This is a genomic window from Moritella sp. F3, from assembly GCF_015082335.1.
GTDB lineage: Bacteria > Pseudomonadota > Gammaproteobacteria > Enterobacterales > Moritellaceae > Moritella.
Genome location: NZ_BLRL01000004.1, coordinates 142,850 through 160,051 on the forward strand (window position 1 = coordinate 142,850; position 17,202 = coordinate 160,051).

Consider the following 17,202-nt stretch of genomic DNA (forward strand, 5'->3'; position numbering starts at 1 on the left):
GTGCAGATTGCGCGTGGTTAGTATTGCAGTTAATGTGGATGCCTTAGGCTAAATTTAAGCCTAAGGTATCACAGATGATAGCCGAATATATTCGACATGTTAAGTCCTTCTTCAATACTGACAGGTGGAAGCCAATATCAGAATCGGGTAATGGACTCTGTATTTGGCTATGTTTGAAAAGTGATTGAATGTGGCGTTATATTTTGGGCATTGTTACAAGCGATATCACTGATCAGTTTTGAGTATAGTAGAATCGTGAATATATAATATTTAGTGGTGTGATTAGCAGAAATTAAGCAGTGGGACAGGAGAGCTCATCGCGGTTTAATCATGGTTTTAACCGCGATGCTTGAGGCTATATAAGGTTAGGCCGTTAGCACTTTGTTATCAACCATGAATTGATAGTCAGCATGCAGAATGGTGCAAAGTCCGCAAAGCTCTGATTCTAAGATAGCTAAGTCACAATCAAATGTGGTGTTTAAGGTGAAATTTGCTTTGAGTATATCGGGGCTGCCCGCGTCAACGATAATTTCTGAACGTAGGCCGGCTAAATTAAGATTATTGTTGGTAAAGAATAGCGTGAATTTCTCGATAATACCGGTTGCATCAGGAATTGTTATTTCCACTTCAATGGTATGATCATAACTGATAGGCTCATGACGTTCGGTACGTTTCATCATCGTGATTAAGTCGAGTTCTTGACTTTTTAATGGCAAGCTAGATTCGAGTTGGATCATCGCATTCCATTCGCCAGACAACAGCATGATCAAGGTAAATTCATTACCAAAAATAGCCAGTTTACTATCTACGATATTACAACCGCAGTTACTGACGTGACCAATAAGCTTGTGAACGATACCTGGGCTGTTACTGCCCAGGGCGGTGATAACTAAATTCTGCGTCATTTTGTTCCAGGTCCTTTTATTCCGGGTCAATTAAAGTAAGTAAACTATTCCGTGTAAATTAAAGTAAACAAACAATAGAGCATCATATACCCAAGCAACTTCAAGATGCAACAATCCGCCAGCTTATCAACCAGCATATTGATGTTGGTAGGTATATAGCCAGAATATGCTTGCGACAACAGACTCCTACTATTACTATGCCACGTGTTTTATAAGTCAGTAATAACAAGGCCAATATGTTAACAGGTAATATCGTCGCACTTATCACTCCTATGCTCGACAACGGAGACGTCGATCTTTGCTCTTTACAAGGTTTAGTTGAATATCATATCCAGAGTAATACCACTGCATTAGCGGTATTAGGCACCACTGGTGAATCTTGTACCTTCAATCAAGATGAGCATGTTGACGTCATCAAAAAAGTGTTGGAAATGGCACAAGGTCGTATCGCGATTATCGCGGGGACAGGATCAAACAGTACTCGTCACGCGATTCAAATGAGTCAAGAATTACACAAGTTAGGTGTCGCTGCCGGACTGTGTGTTACGCCTTATTATAATAAACCAACGCAAGAAGGCTTATATCAGCATTATAAAGCCATTACAGAAGCCTGTGATTTACCTCAGATTTTGTATAATGTCCCCAGTCGTACAGGTTGTGACATTAGCGATGAGATCGTAGTTAGATTAGCGGAACTTAATGCTATCATAGGCATCAAAGATGCTACCGGTGATTTAACGCGTTTAACTCGACTTAAACCCTTCCTACCGGATGATTTTTTATTATATAGTGGTGATGATGCAACAGGCTGTGAGTTTATGTTGCAAGGTGGTAATGGGGTTATTTCTGTTACCAGTAATGTCGCCGCCGATGCAATGAGCCGTATGTGCGCATTTGCATTAGCAGGTCAGCGTCAAGAGGCGACTGAAATCAATAACAAATTAATGCGTTTACACCAAGATTTATTTGTCGAAGCAAACCCAATCCCAGTAAAGTGGGCATGCAAACAGTTATCTTTAACTGCAACGGCGAATTTACGGTTACCATTAATTGCATTAGATCAGCAATATCATGCTCAAGTGAGTGCGGCACTCGCACTTGCAGTGGATGCATAAATTTTTGAATTAGGGAATATTAATACTATGACTATGTCATCAACAGGTCACCGCTTGACTAACGTGAAACGCTATAGCGTATTAGCGTGCGCTATTTTAGTCAGTGCTTGTTCAGGAACAGATACAAGACGTCAGGCAAATCAAGACTTTGAATATTTGAATCAAACAGTCAAACCAGAATTGGTGATTGCAGAAGGACTTGATACACCGTTATACACAAAACGTTATGACGTACCTGAATTAGTCGAAGGGACTGAAGATTACCCTGTCGGCGCTGCTGTTGATGTGCGTTCACCAGTACAAATTTTAGCGTTATCGCCTTTAGTTCGTGTTGAAGAAGGTAGCGAGAACGTGACGGTTTGGTTTAACAGCCGTAGTTCACAAGATGATATTTCTGCGCAGGTGTGGTCTTTGTTAGCTAATTTCTTAGCCGATAAAAAAGTGGCTATTGCGCAATTAGATGAAGTTAATCATACGCTAGAAACGGATTGGCTAATCAACAATGATACTTTCGAGGAATTTAAAGAAGTATCAGACTACGAATTAAAACAACGTTATAAATTCACGTTATTAACGGTTGCAAGTAAACGTACTGTCGGCCTACAAGTTGATTTGATCGACCATGAAGAACGTCTAGACGGTACTAAAGTTGATAATGATTTAAGTAAAGGCGATAGCCGTCGTTTTGCTGTGCAAATGCTAAACCTACTTAATATTTATTACGAAATTGACCGTATCGAAGGTAACAACAAAGAAACGGCTGAACAAAAAGCGTCGAAACTGAAGATTGATTTTGTTGATCAGAAACATCCTGTCATCACGTTAAATATTCCGTTTGATGATGCGTGGAAGTTAATGCCTATGGTATTCGATAAAGTCGGCATTACGGTTGAAGACGAAGATAAACTGGCTGCGACTATGTTAGTGAGTTTTGATGAACAATCTGATGAATACTGGACTGAGAATAAAGTAACACCAGTGACGCTAGCTGAAGATGATTATCGTATCCAAGTTGGTGAAATTAACGGCAATACTTCAATTGCCTTCTTTGGTGAAGATAAACAACCTCTATCAGCAGAAATGATGAGTGAGTTGTTTATTAGTTTGAAAGACGCTGCTACTGCATTACGTGCAGAGAAAGCTGAAGCTGAAAAGTAACATTGAGATAACGATGTGATACACCAACGGTGTGAAGCATATGAAAAAGGCCTATGTAGTGATACATAGGCCTTTTTATTTTTATAGAACGTTACTTTATAGACAGTACTTTTATAGGCTGTACGTTATAGCTGTTGGCTTTCATCGATAGCCATTTTATAGGGCTGACTCGCTACCTATTTATTTTGCTCTTGGTCTTTTTTAACGTCATCAGGCATTGGGTTCTTGTCATATTCGTTCTTGTATTCATTGCTATATTCTTGCTGTTCGTTGTCATCATCCGCTAGTGCTTTAGCGTGCTCACCTGCATCTAGATTAAATGCCTTATTGTATTGGTTTTCAATTTCTTTAGGTGCTTTCATTTTCATGTTTGCGGTGTATTTCAATGTCATTATAGACCCTAGAATAAAGCCTAATGCGACTAGAATAATAAGCCAAACCATAAATACTCCTGTTAATCGTTAATGTTTTCGTTAATCGGCTGCTGCCACGTTGCAGATATACTGCCTGTAAATTTGTTCTATGTTGGCCAAAATAGTCGCTTTACCTTGAATGTCGGCATTGCGGATAGTATCAGTGATGACGGCCAGCGTGTGCGCCTGTTGAGCCTGCGTTGCCATTGGTAGATAACTTAAGTGCCAAGGTTCACGTGATACACCACCAAGGTCTTGACGGTAAGGCCGATAAAAACCACAATCGGCAATATTATTATCTAACCAAGTGGATAGTGCGGCTAAATAACCCCCTTCATCATACTCTTGTGGGATCAGTTGTAACTGATAACCTGCTGGTAATGCGCTGTAATCACAGACATCAATTTCCGTGCCCCAATGATGGCGGCTAGCACCGGGTAGCATTGACCAGCGTAATATGGCGAATACCTTTTGCTCTTCACTAAGTATAGCGGTATCTAGCGGCTGGCTGTCATGATCCAAAATTGGTCTGAGGCCATTAAACTTATTATTCCAAATAAGTAGCTGTTGTTCAAAAGAGCGAAAACATGACACCACATCAAGATTAAACCCTGCTTGTTTAGCACGTGTTTGCAGCTGTTGAAATGCGGGTAATGTTTGTTGATGAATCAGATGCTGCGGTTTATGCGCAAGTGATGCAATCGCTGAGGACATCACTGAGGACATTGGTAGGGCTGTTACATGGCTTTGTGCTTGCCCTGTTAACGCGTCGGTTGTGAGTAATGTGTTAGCTAGCATCAGGTGATACCGTGCGATCGCAGTGGCCAAGATCGCGCGCTGGGGCGATGATGTCACGGACGCGTTGCTTTAATACTTTGGCTTCTGGAAAGCCGCCGTCTTGTTTGCGTTCCCAAATCAGTTGTTGGTTGCAATGGATCTCAAAGCGGCCACCTGTGTCTGGGTGCAGACTGATTTTACTGATATCTTCAGCAAAGGTATGCAGGAGTTCTTGCGTTAGCCAGGTTGAGCGCAACATCCAGTTACACTGTCTGCAATAGTAAATATCAATTTCAGCTTTGATCTCTGACACGTCAAGGTCCTCTTTTTATGACTTATTCTAACGTACGATTACTTATCCTAGCGTTATTATTGACTTGGGTATATGATTTTGTCGCTTATTTAGGGTACACTTCGGCCTCATTTTCAGCATCGGTTTTTTAAATGTATAGCATTCTATTTCAAAATAATGATTTCTTGGTTATCAACAAGGCAGCGGGCATTGGTTTTCATGATGAAGACGGCGTTGATGGTATTTGTTCTATTGTCAGAAAGGATATTGGCAGATTAGTTTTTCCAGTACACCGTTTAGACAAAGTGACATCAGGATTGTTGTTATTAGCTAAATCATCAGAAGCGGCTGCTAAATTAGCGAAGTTATTTGAATTGCACGAGATCCAAAAATATTACTTGGGTGTTATCGATAGCAAGCCAAAGAAAAAACAAGGTTTAGTAAAAGGCGATATGGAACGTTCACGTCGCAGCATGTGGCGTTTAACAAAAACGTTAACTAACCCTGCTGTTACGCAGTTCTTCACGCAAAGTATCGGTGATGGCAAGCGTCTAGTGGTATTAAAACCACACACAGGTAAGACACACCAGTTACGCGTAGCACTAAACAGCCTAGGTAGCCCTATCTGTGGTGATCCGCTGTATCAAAGTGCAGATGCTTGGAAATATGATCGTGCTTACTTACACGCATATTGCCTACAGTTTACGTTAGATGGCGAAGACTTTAGCTTTGTGGCTGACGAGTTAAGCGGTAAAGAGTTTGAGACTGCTGCATGTAAAGAAGCATTAGTTGCTTATGCACAGCCTGAGACTTTGGCTTGGCCAAAAGTATAATTGTTATATAACCAAGTTACAGCGAGGTAGCGTGGTTAAATAATGGATAAAAAACGCCCAACGTAGGACTCTCTCGAGTAATGCGTTGGGCGTTTTTGTTAACGACGATACTTTTTATTCAATCAGAACAAAAGTATTGCTTTATTCAGCTTAGAATAAGTCAGCAATCATCGCTTCTAGTTTATTTTGGTCGATAGCGAAGTTACGGATACCTTCAGCTAGTTTTTCAACAGCCATTGGATCTTGGCTGTGATCCCAACGGAATGCAGCTTCAGTTAGTTTCGCTTTTGGTGCAACAGCGTCAGCTTCTGAGAATAACGTTTGTACAACAGGCTCTGAAGAGTTTTGTAGTTCTTCTAATAGCTGAGGTGCAATCGTTAGACGGTCACAACCAGCAAGCGCTAGAATTTCACCAGTGTTACGGAAGCTTGCGCCCATTACAACAGTGTTATAACCCGATGCTTTGTAGTAGTTGTAGATAGTGCTTACCGAGATAACGCCTGGATCGTTAGCGCCTTCATAAGTTTCGCCTGTTTTCGCTTTATGCCAATCCATGATACGGCCAACGAAAGGAGAGATCAGGTATACACCTGCTTCTGCACATGCTTGCGCTTGAGCGAAAGAGAATAAAAGCGTTAGGTTACAGTTGATGCCCATTGCTTCAAGCTGTTCTGCTGCGCGGATACCTTCCCAAGTAGAAGCCAGTTTGATCAGAATGTTTTCTTTCTCAATACCCACTTCTTTATAAAGTTCGATTAGTAGTAATGCTTGTTTAACACTTGCTTCAGTGTTGTAAGAAAGACGGGCGTCAACTTCAGTAGAGATGCGACCTGGAATTGTCGTTAAGATCTCTTTACCAATTAATACAGCCAGTTTGTCACATGCTAGTGCAACTTGTGCTTCTGGTGCTGCATTTTCTTTAGCGTAAGCAATTGCTTGTGCTACTAATGGTTGATAAGTCGGTAATGCAGCTGCCTTTAGGATAAGTGATGGATTCGTCGTCGCATCTTGAGGCTGGTATAATTTAATTGCATCCACATCGCCTGTATCTGCAACAATAGTGGTTAATTTACTTAGCTGTTCTAACTGATTACTCATTATTTTATTTCCACAATTATATTATTGATCGGTGTAAGGGCTTACCGTCACTATCATTAATATTGATTATAATGTCAATACTATAAACTAGACTGTTTCAAACCAGACAGGTTTGAATCTGAGTTTTATTGAAATGCGGTAATTTCTGGATCATATCTTAGCATATGTTTCATTCGAAAGTATGTAGGCTTTCATCACGTTTTTTGGACAAACTTGAGTGATAAAATAGTACTTGCAATCACATTCTGCTGCGGTATGTTGTTTATATATAATAAATAGGATATATGAGCAACGTAATGGAAAAAGATACCTTAAATAATGTACATATTTGTTCTGAACAAGTATTGATGACACCTGCCGAATTAAAATCAAAATTACCTATTTCAGAGCATGCACTTGGTTATATACACTCTGCACGTGAAACGATTGCTAATATTATCGCTGGTACAGATAAGCGCTTGTTAGTCGTGTGCGGTCCTTGCTCAATTCATGATGACAAAGCGGCGTTAGAATATGCCCACAAATTAAAATCACTGCATGACGAACTAGGTGATAGCCTTTATATCGTGATGCGTGTGTACTTTGAAAAACCACGTACAACAGTTGGCTGGAAAGGCGCAATTAATGACCCGCATATGGATGGTTCATTTGATGTTGAAACGGGTTTAATCAATGCACGTAAATTATTAATCACCCTTGCTGAAATGGAAATACCAACAGCAACGGAAGCCCTGGATCCAATTAGCCCACAATACCTTGCTGAGTTATTTGCGTGGTCTGCAATTGGCGCACGTACTACAGAGTCTCAAACTCACCGTGAGATGGCATCTGGCTTGTCTATGCCTGTAGGCTTTAAAAATGGTACTGACGGTAGCCTATCAACGGCAATCAATGCTATGAAATCTGCGTCGCATTCACATCGCTTCATGGGTATTAACCAAGAAGGTCAGGTGGCATTACTGCAAACTCAAGGTAATCCAGACGGTCACGTTATTTTACGTGGCGGTAAGCAACCTAACTACGATTCAGTTGCGGTAGCATTAGCAGAGAAAGACATGGTTAAAGCGGGCTTACGTCCAAGCTTGATGGTTGATTGTAGCCACGCTAATTCAAATAAAAACCATGAACTACAGCCATTAGTCGCGAAAAATGTTATTCACCAGATCCAGGAGGGTAATAACTCAATTATCGGCGTGATGATTGAAAGTCACCTTAATGGTGGTAATCAGTCGTCAGAACAACCGATTGCGGATATGGCTTATGGTGTGTCTGTGACTGATGCATGTATCGATTGGGCAACGACTGATACATTATTACGTGAAACAGCCATTGAATTAAGCGGTTGTCTAACTAAAAGAACATAGGTTTTAGGTTGTAATACACAGTCCTTAGGTTGGACTGGGTAATATAGTCTATCAAGGACGTTATAAGGTGAATGGTCAGTGAAACTGGATCCGTTAGGTAAATTAAGAGATAAAATCGATGATGTTGACCAGCAGTTGGTTGACTTACTCGCACAGCGCATCGCATTAGTGGCGGAAGTCGGAGAGATAAAAAGTGAGCATGGCTTACCTATTTATGTCCCTGAACGTGAAACTGCGATGTTAGAAAAACGACGCGAGGAAGCCGAAAGCAAAGGCGTTCCTGGTGACCTGATTGAAGATGTATTACGCCGTGTCATGCGCGAGTCGTATGCGTCTGAAAAAGATTCCGGTTTCAAAACCGTGAAACCGGAATTGGGTCGTGTTGTGGTGATCGGTGGTGCGGGTAAATTGGGTATGTTGTTTGTACGCATGTTCCGTTTGTCTGGTTATCAGGTTGATATTCTTGAGCAGGGCGACTGGGATAAGGCGGATGCGTTATTTGCTAATGCTGGGCTGGTGGTTGTCTCTGTACCGATTAATCTAACCGAAACTATTATTGCTAAGTTAAGCCGTTTACCAAAAGATTGTGTATTGGCCGATATTACCAGTATTAAGAGTAAACCGTTGCAAGCGATGCTTAACGCCCATCAAGGTCCTGTTGTTGGTTTACATCCAATGTTTGGTCCTGATGTAGGGAATTTAGCTAAGCAGGTTATAGTTTGCTGTGATGGCCGTGGTAAAGATCAATACCAATGGTTGTTAGAGCAAATGCAGATCTGGGGCGCGCGTATATATGACGTTGACGCTAAGCAACATGATGAAGCGATGACGCTGATCCAAGCATTACGTCACTTTACGACGTTTGTTTATGGGGCGCATCTCGCGGAAGAGAACCCAGATATTCAGCAGTTACTGGATCTGAGCTCTCCGATTTATCGCTTAGAATTAGCGATGGTCGGGCGTCTTTTTGCACAGGATCCAACCTTGTATGCAGATATTATTTTAGCGTCAGACAATAATATTGCCATGATCCGTCGTTATGCAGAACGCTTTATGCAAGCCGCTGACATGTTAGAGCGTAAGGATAAAGATGGTTTTATCCGTTCGTTTGAAACGGTATCTGATTGGTTTGGTGACTATTCAACGCAGTTCTTGCAAGAAAGCCGCAACTTGTTGCTACAAGCTAATGATAATCGCCAATTCTTTGGTGTTGAAAGCTAAACCTCAGTGTTGAAAGTTAAGAACTTTGGTATCGAGATGATGGCATACCTACCAATCAAAAGTTGGTAGGTATTTTTATTTTTGTAATTGTCACAGATAGTATTAACTGTCTTTTTTAGAAAAGCGATTTCTGCCGCCCTTCATTCGATTTATTTTTCACCGTATTTTTATAATACTGCATCCAAGCCATGTTACTTCGAGGGAATTCTACTTGTACTGACGCGTGTAATAATTTTTTTACTTCAGCGTAGCTGCCTTGATAAGTTTGATTATTAAACCCATGCTCGATGACTTCAAATGTATTATTTACTGTTGCTCGAATCAGGATGTATCTGTCTCGTTTATAGGTTTTAAAGATAACGGATTCATCGGCATGTAAATATTTCAGATAACGATCTATTTCTTTTAATAGTGTCTTAAAATCAATTCGTTTCATTTCATTATATCCCTCGATTATTAATCAACTAGATCTGTTTTTTCTAATAAGCTGCAATATATTTTTTTGGTGATGTTATCGCTGATATAAATAATTTTAATCACGTTATTGTGATGGACAAATGCCACACGACAACTTAATTGTGGAGTCAGAACAATCTTATACTCTTCTATTTTGTTGCCTTGATGCGTTAGCTTGTGAGCAAATTTAATTTTGTAGCTATTGGTGTTTAGTAAAGTGGGGAGCCTTTCTTCAATATCTTGTTCTATTGTGGTTTTGAATTGCGCATGCTTAGAAAAAAACTTACGTAAATGGTTGTTGCTATCATAAGTAATACTGCTAAATAACTGCATACATTCAGCTCTTTTAGTGAAATATGATATAAATGTATCACCAAAATTAAAGTATGTAGTTTTAAGTTAATAAGGTTTATAAAGTAAATAAAGTAAGTGGCAATGCTGATAGATATAAAAAATCCGATGTTGAGTCAACATCGGATCCGACTTAAATTATTGTAATGTTATAGTCAGTGTTTATAGCAAATCTTCTGGTACGTCCGTTGCAGCCACGTCTTCACTTGGGTAACAACCTAATACTTTCAGTTGGTTGGTTATGCGTGTTAGTTGTTTAATCACCGTCTGCATGTTTTCTGATTGTAAGTTAGCCGCCACATCAATATAGAACATCTCTTCCCAAGGATTACCTTGAATAGGGCGTGATTCTAATTTAGTCATGTTTACGCCTTGTTCGCGTAATACTAATAATGCTTCTACTAGACAACCAGCTTGTTGACCTGTCGACATTGTAAACGTCGTTTTAGCTGGAATTTGTACGGCAACATCAACAGGCTTACGTGCAACGACAATAAAGCGGCTGTAGTTTTCTGTTTGATTTGCTAAGCCTGTACGAATTGGAACCAGACCGTACAATTCACCACCTGTGATGCTACCAATAGCTGCGACTGTATCGTTGTTTAACTCTTTTACTTTCGCCATTGCAGCTGATGAGCTATCCACAAATTCAATTTTAATGTGTGGGTGGGCACTTAAAAACAGTGAACACTGTGCAAATGGTTGTGGATGCGCGTAGATCGTTTTAATTTTCGATAAGTCAGTATCACAAGTGGTGATTAAACTATGCTCAATTGGTTGAGTTAGCTCACCAACAATCGATAAACTTGTGTGCTGTAATAAGTCGTAAACATCATTAATACTACCCGAAGATGTATTTTCGATTGGTAGCATACCGTAATCAGCTTGGCCTTTTTCAACTGCAGAGATGATTTTCTGGAAAGTCGGGAAACCTAATTCCACTAAGCTGTCGTCTTGACGTGCAAAATATTTCTTACATGCAAGGTTAGAGTAAGAACCTTTATCACCTAAGAATGCCACTCGCGCAACTGATACCGCCGCGTTAGGGTTTTTGATTTGTTGTAAAAATGCTTGCTGTAATAATACTGAGTCTTCAAGCACTGTGTGATAAATGTTCATGATGTAGTTGCTATCAAGGCCAAGTTCACGACCTTGGTTAATTAAACGCACTAATAATTGCTGTTCACGGTCTTGGTCACGTACTGGTTTACTCGTCGATTGCTTGCTCTTTGCCACTTCGATGGCTAATTCTCTGCGTTCGGATAGTAATGCTAATAAGTTGCTATCAAGTGTCGTAATACGAGTTCTAATATCGTTGAGGTCTGCCATGCAATAGGATCCTTGTGCGTACTTTCTAAGTTAGGGTATATATATGCCTAATGGTGCACATTTATTTATAATTGATTGTTTAATTTATTTATCTAGCGAGGCAAAGTCAAGGTGTCTGAGGCAAACTGCGGAAATAAAAAAGCGCAGTCCTATGCTGCGCTTATTTGTTGCACCTCTAATCAGTGGAGATGCAGAAATTATTAGGTCTTTCTACTAATATTTTTGATTAGTATTGTTTATTAATATTCTGCGAGTTCTAACTCGTCGTCAGAAATCTTTTCAACAGGTAGTTCTTCACCGCTGATGACACCTGCACGACACTGCTCTTTACCGCTTTTATGCGCTGAGTGTTTTTCGCTGTATTTATTTAATTGACGCTCTAGCTTTTGGCCTAAAATCGTAATTGCAGCGTAAAGATCTTCTCCTTCAGAAACTGCGAGTAGTTGGCCTTGAGGAAGATGAATGCTAGCCTCAATTTTTTTAATGTTATTCTTGTCTTTACTGATCGTTACGTGCGGGTTAATCATTGGAATATTAAAGCGTTCTAGCTTCGCATATTTCATCGCAAGTTTTTCGTGCATAGGAGCCGTAACTTTGATTTCTTTACTGGTTATTTCAAATGTCATAGACATCTCCTTGGGGTAATGACCTGATTTGGTACAACTTCAGAATACGACTTTTAGGCTAAAAAAAAGTGATCTGCATCACGTTTTTAAACTTGGTATTTAAAATGCCCAAAAAGTGTGATCAGCTAATCATTTATAGGTGTTTATCTTAAATGCGTTGTTTTATAGCGGTTGCTTAGGCATTATGCCTAGTCCCGTAGTCGATAAATTTAAATAATTACTGAACCCAATAATATGTCTGATAAATGTAATATAACCAGTCCACATGCCGAATCTGTTGTTGAAGCAGCAGGCCTTAACCAGGTGTTATTACAATTAACGGTCATTGATTGGTGCGGTAGTGATGAATTTGTTGGCTTTATTGACGATGTCGTCAAGGCCACAATAAAATCATTAACGCTTAAAAGTGTTGAGATCCATATTTTTGGCGACACGTTCGCTGAACTTACTTCGCTATTACCACAACATCTTACCCAGACACATCAAAACAATAATTTTGATGTGTCGGAATTATCACAGCTACATTCAGATCATGATGTTGTACGGATTATTGCTAAAGACGACTTTTTAAAGACGCTTAACTTGGTCGTACCACTGTTCAATAATAATATTTGTATTGGCGTGATGTATTTTAATGGCATCATCGAAAGTGATGTACCAGCACCTCATACTTTATCTTTTTGTCGAGCTATTGCGGCGTTAATTCAGCGTAATTTTCGCTTGATGGATAATGAGTTACGTTATGGCCTTTCTATGCTTAGCGCGAGCCAATCGCAAGATGAATTTCATCGTTTAGCATTTTTTGATTCGTTAACCGGACTGGCTAATCGCCGTTTGTTAAATCAAACCATTGAAGCGGAGTACCTGTTAGCGAAAAATAATGATGTGGTTGGTGCGTTGTTGTTTATCGACCTGGATTTTTTTAAAGCGATTAACGATTCTTTGGGGCATGCGGTCGGTGATGGCATCTTGGTTGAGGTTGCTGAACGCTTAAAAGAGATCCCAAGGGCTGAAGACTTTATAGCGCGCCTTGGTGGCGATGAATTTGTGATCTTATTGCCCGGTTTGTCGGAAAACCCAATGCATGCAGAGCAACATGCTAATTTACTGGCTGAGCAATTAATTGACCGTATTTCTGAACCGTATTTATACAAGGGCCAATCTTTGTATATTGGCGCAAGTATTGGTGTAACTTTGTTTCCAAGTAAGGGTCAGCAAGCTGATGATTTATTGCAGCAAGCTGATACCGCCATGTATCAAGCTAAATCAAATGGTCGTAAAAAAGTATCATTTTTTGATATCACCATGCAGCGTAAAGCCGATAAACGCTTACATATTTATAATTGTCTGAAAAGTGCGATTGCTAAGAATGAGTTATTTTTGCATTACCAACCTCAGCACATGGTGCAAAGTGGTGAGATCATTGGCGTTGAAGCATTAGTTCGTTGGCATTTAGACGGTAAAAAACTGATTTCACCAGCAGAATTTATTCCCATTGCTGAAGAGACCGATCTGATTATTGATATTGGTATTTGGGTGTTACAAGCCGCATGCCGTCAATTTGTCGAGTGGCGATCGCAAGGGATTGATGTACCGCAATTATCGGTCAATGTGAGTACCCGTCAGTTTCATGATCAAAACTTTGTTGATTCAATACTCATGGTATTAGATGAAACAGGCATGGACCCGATGCAATTGAACTTAGAGATCACAGAGTCTGTCGTGATTGAGCATGCCGAAGAAGCAATTCGTACAATGACAGATTTAAAGAATGTCGGTGTTAGTTTTGCTATTGATGACTTTGGCGCGGGTTATTCATCGCTGAGTTATTTAAAACGTTTACCGGCCAATGAATTAAAAATAGATCGCTCGTTTATTCAGAACATTCCGCTTAATGTCTCTGATATGGCGATTGTTGAAGCTGTTTTGGCGATGGCAAAACACATGGGCTTTAATGTGACCGCTGAAGGTGTTGAAAGTCGCCAGCAGTTGGAGTTTTTACAGCGTCAGGAATGCAGTTTTTATCAAGGGTTTTATGCAAGTAAACCGTTGTCGGCAGAACACCTCGCTCTCTACATCAAACGTCTGCAAGGATAGTTGGCGTTGGTTATAACCCTAAGGTTATAAATTTCGAAATTTACTGAACATTTTTGTCACTTTAGTATCTATATCCTTGTTAAAGGGTGTTAAATAAGAGTGAAACAAGAGTTAAATGCTATCATTTTAGTAACTCATTAAATCACGTTCTTCATCGGCTAAAGGAACCTCGCCATGAATAAACTGCTCCGAATCGCATTACTATCTCTCAGTTCATTGTTATTTACGCAACCAGTCTTCGCGGCACCGAACACGAGTGAACCACTACGACGTGCAATTTCTATGCATGGCGAACCTGTCTATGGGCCCCATTTTACTCATTTTAATTATGTTAATTTAAATGCCTCTCGTGCAGGATCTTTACGCCGAGCAGCAATGGGTAGCTTTGATAATTTTAATGCTTATATCGTTAAAGGCGTTGCTGCTGATGGCACTAGCTATCTGTTTGATACCTTGATGCAACAAAGTAGTGATGAAGCGTTTACTTTATATGCTTTAGTCGCTGAATTTATTGAAGTACCGGACGATCGCAGTTGGGTGCGCTTTCACTTAAACCCCAACGCTCGTTTTTCTGATGGCAGTGCGTTAACTGCAGCTGATGTGAAGTTCACTTTTGATGTATTGATGGAAAAAGGCGTACCGCAATTGCGTGCGCAATACAAAGAAGTTACTAAGGTCGAAGTCGAAAGTAAATCTGTTATTAAATTTAGTTTTAAAGACAACAAGAATAAAGAACTGGCTTTGATTTTGGCACAGTTGCCGGTATTTTCAGAGAAAGATTGGCAAGGTAAAGATTTTGCTAAGGCCACGTTAAATGTCCCTCTTGGCTCTGGGCCATACACCATAAAATCATTTGATGCTGGGCGTAGTATTGATTATCAACGCAATGAAAATTACTGGGCGAAGGACTTACCGGTCAATCGTGGACGTTATAATTTCAAGCATGTTATTTTTGATTATTACAAAGATGGCAGCATTGCTTTTGAAGCATTTAAAGCCGGAGAAGTTGATTTTAGAGCCGAAAATATCTCCAAACAATGGGCGACGGGTTATCAGGGGAAGCAATTTACCTCGGGTAACATTATCAAAGAAGAGATCCAGCATCAGAACCCACAAGGCATGCAGGCATTTTGGTTTAATCTGCGTAAAGATAAGTTTAAAGATCCCAATGTGCGTAAAGCATTGGGGTTAATGTTTGATTTTGAGTGGACGAATAAAACATTATTTTATGGTGCTTATAAGCGTTCAGAGAGTTTCTTTAGTAATTCCGAATTGGCGGCAAGGGGTATTCCTGAAGGCGATGAATTAGCCCTGCTTACGCCGTTTAAAGCACAATTACCTCCAGCGCTATTCACCCAAGCATATACATTAGATAAAACCAAAGGTAATGGCCGCGTACGGAAACAGCAGCGCCAAGCTATCCGTTTATTGAAGCAAGCGGGTTGGACATTAAAATCAGGCAAGATGGTCGACGCGAATGGAAAACAATTAAGTTTGGAATTCTTGGTGTATAGCCCGTCATTTGAACGTGTTATTCAACCATTTCGTAAAAATTTACAGCGTATTGGTGTGGCGTCTGAGATCCGTATTGTCGATGTATCACAGTATATCAATCGTTTAAATAGTTTTGATTTTGATATCTACACCTTGATTCAAGCGCAAAGTTTATCGCCGGGTAATGAACAGTTGAGTATGTGGGGCAGTGAATTTGCCAATGTACCAGGCACACTTAATCGTATCGGTTTAGAAGATCCCGTGGTGGATGCGCTGGTGACAGAGGTGATTAATGCCACGGACCGTGAAAACTTAGTGACTGCCGCGAGAGCGCTTGACCGTGTATTGCTATGGAAAAACCTTGTGATCCCGCAATGGCATATCAGCAGTTATCGGGTTGCTTATTGGCAGCAGATACAACGTCCCGAAAAATTACCTAAGTACGGCTTAGCCATCGATAGTTGGTGGCAAGAGACTGATACTATTAATGGGCAAGGGGCTAGCAGGCAGAGCAGTACTCGAGGATTGAGTACTAGCAGACAGGACAATTAAATTACATGTGGAGTTATATTTTACGTCGCTGTTTGTTAATGATCCCGACCTTGTTGGGTATCATCACGCTTAATTTTATTATTATTCAAGCGGCGCCTGGTGGCCCTGTTGAGCAGTCATTAGCTAAATTACAGGGGATTGAATCTTCAGCGACAAGTCGTGTTGACGGTAATGGTCAGGGCGAAGTCAAAGTGAATTTAAATAGCGGTGATGCAGGGCAGTACCGCGGTGCACAAGGTGTTGACCCTGAATATATTAAAGAGTTAGAGCGTTTATATGGCTTTGATAAACCTTTGCGTGAACGTTATTGGAAAATGCTAAAGAGCTATGTGCTATTTGATTTTGGCGATAGCTTTTTTCGTGACAGTTCGGTTATTGATTTAGTGTTGGATAAGTTGCCCGTTTCTATTTCATTAGGGCTGTGGACGACGCTCTTGGTGTATCTTATTTCGATACCGTTGGGCATTAAAAAAGCCATTTCCCATGGTTCAGCGTTTGATGTTTGGAGTTCCAGTGCCGTGGTGATTGGTTTCGCGATCCCTAATTTTTTATTCGCGTTATTACTCATCGTGTTGTTTGCCGGAGGCAGTTATTTTGATTGGTTTCCATTACGTGGGTTAACGTCGGCGAACTTCGATGAATTATCGACTTTCGAGCAAATTAAAGATTATTTTTGGCATTTGGCATTACCTGTTTTAGCGTCTGTGATCAGCAGTTTTGCCACTTTAACCTTACTGACTAAAAATACCTTTTTAGATGAAATTAATAAGCAATATGTGACCACAGCTAGAGCTAAAGGATTGAGCGAAAACCAAGTGTTATATGGGCATGTATTTCGTAATGCGATGTTATTGGTGATTGCTGGGTTACCGGCAGCTCTGATCAGTATTTTCTTTACTGGCTCCTTGATGATTGAAATTATCTTCTCACTCGATGGTTTAGGCTTATTAGGCTTTGAATCGGTGATTAATCGTGATTATCCTGTGGTGTTTGGCACCTTGTATATCTTTACGTTAATGGGGCTGATTATTAAGTTAATCAGTGATGTCACCTATATGTTGATTGATCCAAGGATTAATTTTGAGGCGCAATCATAATGGGTTGGATCACTACTTGGCAGC

At 40.3% G+C, this 17,202-nt stretch carries 17 protein-coding genes; 8 read left to right on the forward strand and 9 right to left on the reverse strand.

Annotated elements, in window-relative coordinates; translation table 11 throughout:
- Nucleotides 1–365: 365 nt before the first annotated feature.
- A complete protein-coding gene (locus JFU56_RS09190; protein WP_198436993.1) occupies nt 366–905 on the reverse strand; it encodes an ACT domain-containing protein in 540 nt (179 codons plus the stop codon).
- A gap of 236 nt (nt 906–1,141) precedes the next feature.
- Here JFU56_RS09190 and dapA point away from each other — a divergent pair, with 236 nt between their 5' ends.
- Nucleotides 1,142–2,020, forward strand: a complete 879-nt coding sequence (gene dapA / locus JFU56_RS09195) for a 4-hydroxy-tetrahydrodipicolinate synthase (protein ID WP_198436994.1) — start codon at nt 1,142–1,144, stop codon at nt 2,018–2,020.
- A gap of 27 nt (nt 2,021–2,047) precedes the next feature.
- Nucleotides 2,048–3,178: an outer membrane protein assembly factor BamC gene (gene bamC, locus JFU56_RS09200; protein ID WP_198436995.1), complete on the forward strand. Its 1,131-nt coding sequence runs from the start codon at nt 2,048–2,050 to the stop codon at nt 3,176–3,178.
- Between the two features lie 176 nt (nt 3,179–3,354).
- Here bamC and JFU56_RS09205 read toward each other — a convergent pair whose 3' ends face one another.
- The 3 genes from JFU56_RS09205 to JFU56_RS09215 are packed head-to-tail and all read right to left on the reverse strand — an operon-like array spanning nt 3,355 to nt 4,681.
- Nucleotides 3,355–3,621: a DUF2897 family protein gene (locus tag JFU56_RS09205; RefSeq protein WP_198436996.1), complete on the reverse strand. Its 267-nt coding sequence runs from the start codon at nt 3,619–3,621 to the stop codon at nt 3,355–3,357.
- A 30-nt stretch (nt 3,622–3,651) separates the two neighbouring features.
- A complete protein-coding gene (locus JFU56_RS09210) occupies nt 3,652–4,389 on the reverse strand; it encodes a M15 family metallopeptidase (RefSeq protein WP_198436997.1) in 738 nt (245 codons plus the stop codon).
- A complete protein-coding gene (locus JFU56_RS09215) occupies nt 4,379–4,681 on the reverse strand; it encodes a SelT/SelW/SelH family protein (protein ID WP_198436998.1) in 303 nt (100 codons plus the stop codon). The genes JFU56_RS09210 and JFU56_RS09215 overlap by 11 nt, the downstream gene beginning before the upstream one ends.
- A gap of 131 nt (nt 4,682–4,812) precedes the next feature.
- On the opposite strand from JFU56_RS09215, the gene JFU56_RS09220 reads away from it, so the two are divergent.
- Nucleotides 4,813–5,493 carry a TIGR01621 family pseudouridine synthase gene (locus JFU56_RS09220; protein WP_198436999.1) on the forward strand — a complete coding sequence of 227 codons (681 nt, stop codon included), beginning with the start codon at nt 4,813–4,815 and terminating at the stop codon, nt 5,491–5,493.
- 150 nt (nt 5,494–5,643) lie between these two features.
- Here JFU56_RS09220 and tal read toward each other — a convergent pair whose 3' ends face one another.
- Nucleotides 5,644–6,591, reverse strand: a complete 948-nt coding sequence (tal, locus tag JFU56_RS09225) for a transaldolase (RefSeq protein WP_198437000.1) — start codon at nt 6,589–6,591, stop codon at nt 5,644–5,646.
- Nucleotides 6,592–6,887: 296 nt separating this feature from the next.
- Between tal and JFU56_RS09230 the strand changes: the two genes are divergently transcribed.
- Together JFU56_RS09230 and tyrA are read left to right on the forward strand one after the other, a co-directional pair.
- Nucleotides 6,888–7,955, forward strand: a complete 1,068-nt coding sequence (locus JFU56_RS09230) for a 3-deoxy-7-phosphoheptulonate synthase (protein WP_198437165.1) — start codon at nt 6,888–6,890, stop codon at nt 7,953–7,955.
- A 78-nt stretch (nt 7,956–8,033) separates the two neighbouring features.
- Nucleotides 8,034–9,176, forward strand: a complete 1,143-nt coding sequence (gene tyrA / locus JFU56_RS09235; protein ID WP_198437001.1) for a bifunctional chorismate mutase/prephenate dehydrogenase — start codon at nt 8,034–8,036, stop codon at nt 9,174–9,176.
- 115 nt (nt 9,177–9,291) lie between these two features.
- Here the strand turns inward: tyrA and JFU56_RS09240 are convergent, their stop codons facing one another.
- The 4 genes from JFU56_RS09240 to hpf all read right to left on the reverse strand — a co-directional run bounded on the left by JFU56_RS09240 (nt 9,292) and on the right by hpf (nt 11,938).
- Nucleotides 9,292–9,612 (reverse strand): hypothetical protein, encoded by a 321-nt coding sequence (locus JFU56_RS09240; RefSeq protein ID WP_198437002.1) that lies wholly within the window; start codon nt 9,610–9,612, stop codon nt 9,292–9,294.
- 20 nt (nt 9,613–9,632) lie between these two features.
- A complete protein-coding gene (locus JFU56_RS09245; protein ID WP_198437003.1) occupies nt 9,633–9,965 on the reverse strand; it encodes a hypothetical protein in 333 nt (110 codons plus the stop codon).
- 180 nt (nt 9,966–10,145) lie between these two features.
- Nucleotides 10,146–11,312: a chorismate mutase gene (locus JFU56_RS09250; protein WP_198437004.1), complete on the reverse strand. Its 1,167-nt coding sequence runs from the start codon at nt 11,310–11,312 to the stop codon at nt 10,146–10,148.
- Nucleotides 11,313–11,551: 239 nt separating this feature from the next.
- Entirely contained in the window at nt 11,552–11,938 is a 387-nt protein-coding gene (gene hpf, locus JFU56_RS09255) for a ribosome hibernation-promoting factor, HPF/YfiA family (protein WP_198437005.1), read from the reverse strand.
- Between the two features lie 234 nt (nt 11,939–12,172).
- Between hpf and JFU56_RS09260 the strand changes: the two genes are divergently transcribed.
- From JFU56_RS09260 to JFU56_RS09270, 3 genes are all read left to right on the forward strand, one after another.
- Complete coding sequence (locus JFU56_RS09260) at nt 12,173–14,035, forward strand: bifunctional diguanylate cyclase/phosphodiesterase (RefSeq protein WP_198437006.1); 1,863 nt, start codon at nt 12,173–12,175, stop codon at nt 14,033–14,035.
- 174 nt (nt 14,036–14,209) lie between these two features.
- Entirely contained in the window at nt 14,210–16,081 is a 1,872-nt protein-coding gene (locus JFU56_RS09265) for an extracellular solute-binding protein (protein WP_198437007.1), read from the forward strand.
- A gap of 5 nt (nt 16,082–16,086) precedes the next feature.
- The gene (locus tag JFU56_RS09270) at nt 16,087–17,178 is read left to right on the forward strand and encodes a microcin C ABC transporter permease YejB (protein ID WP_198437008.1); all 1,092 of its coding nucleotides are present in this window, start codon (nt 16,087–16,089) and stop codon (nt 17,176–17,178) included.
- Nucleotides 17,179–17,202 lie beyond the last annotated feature (24 nt).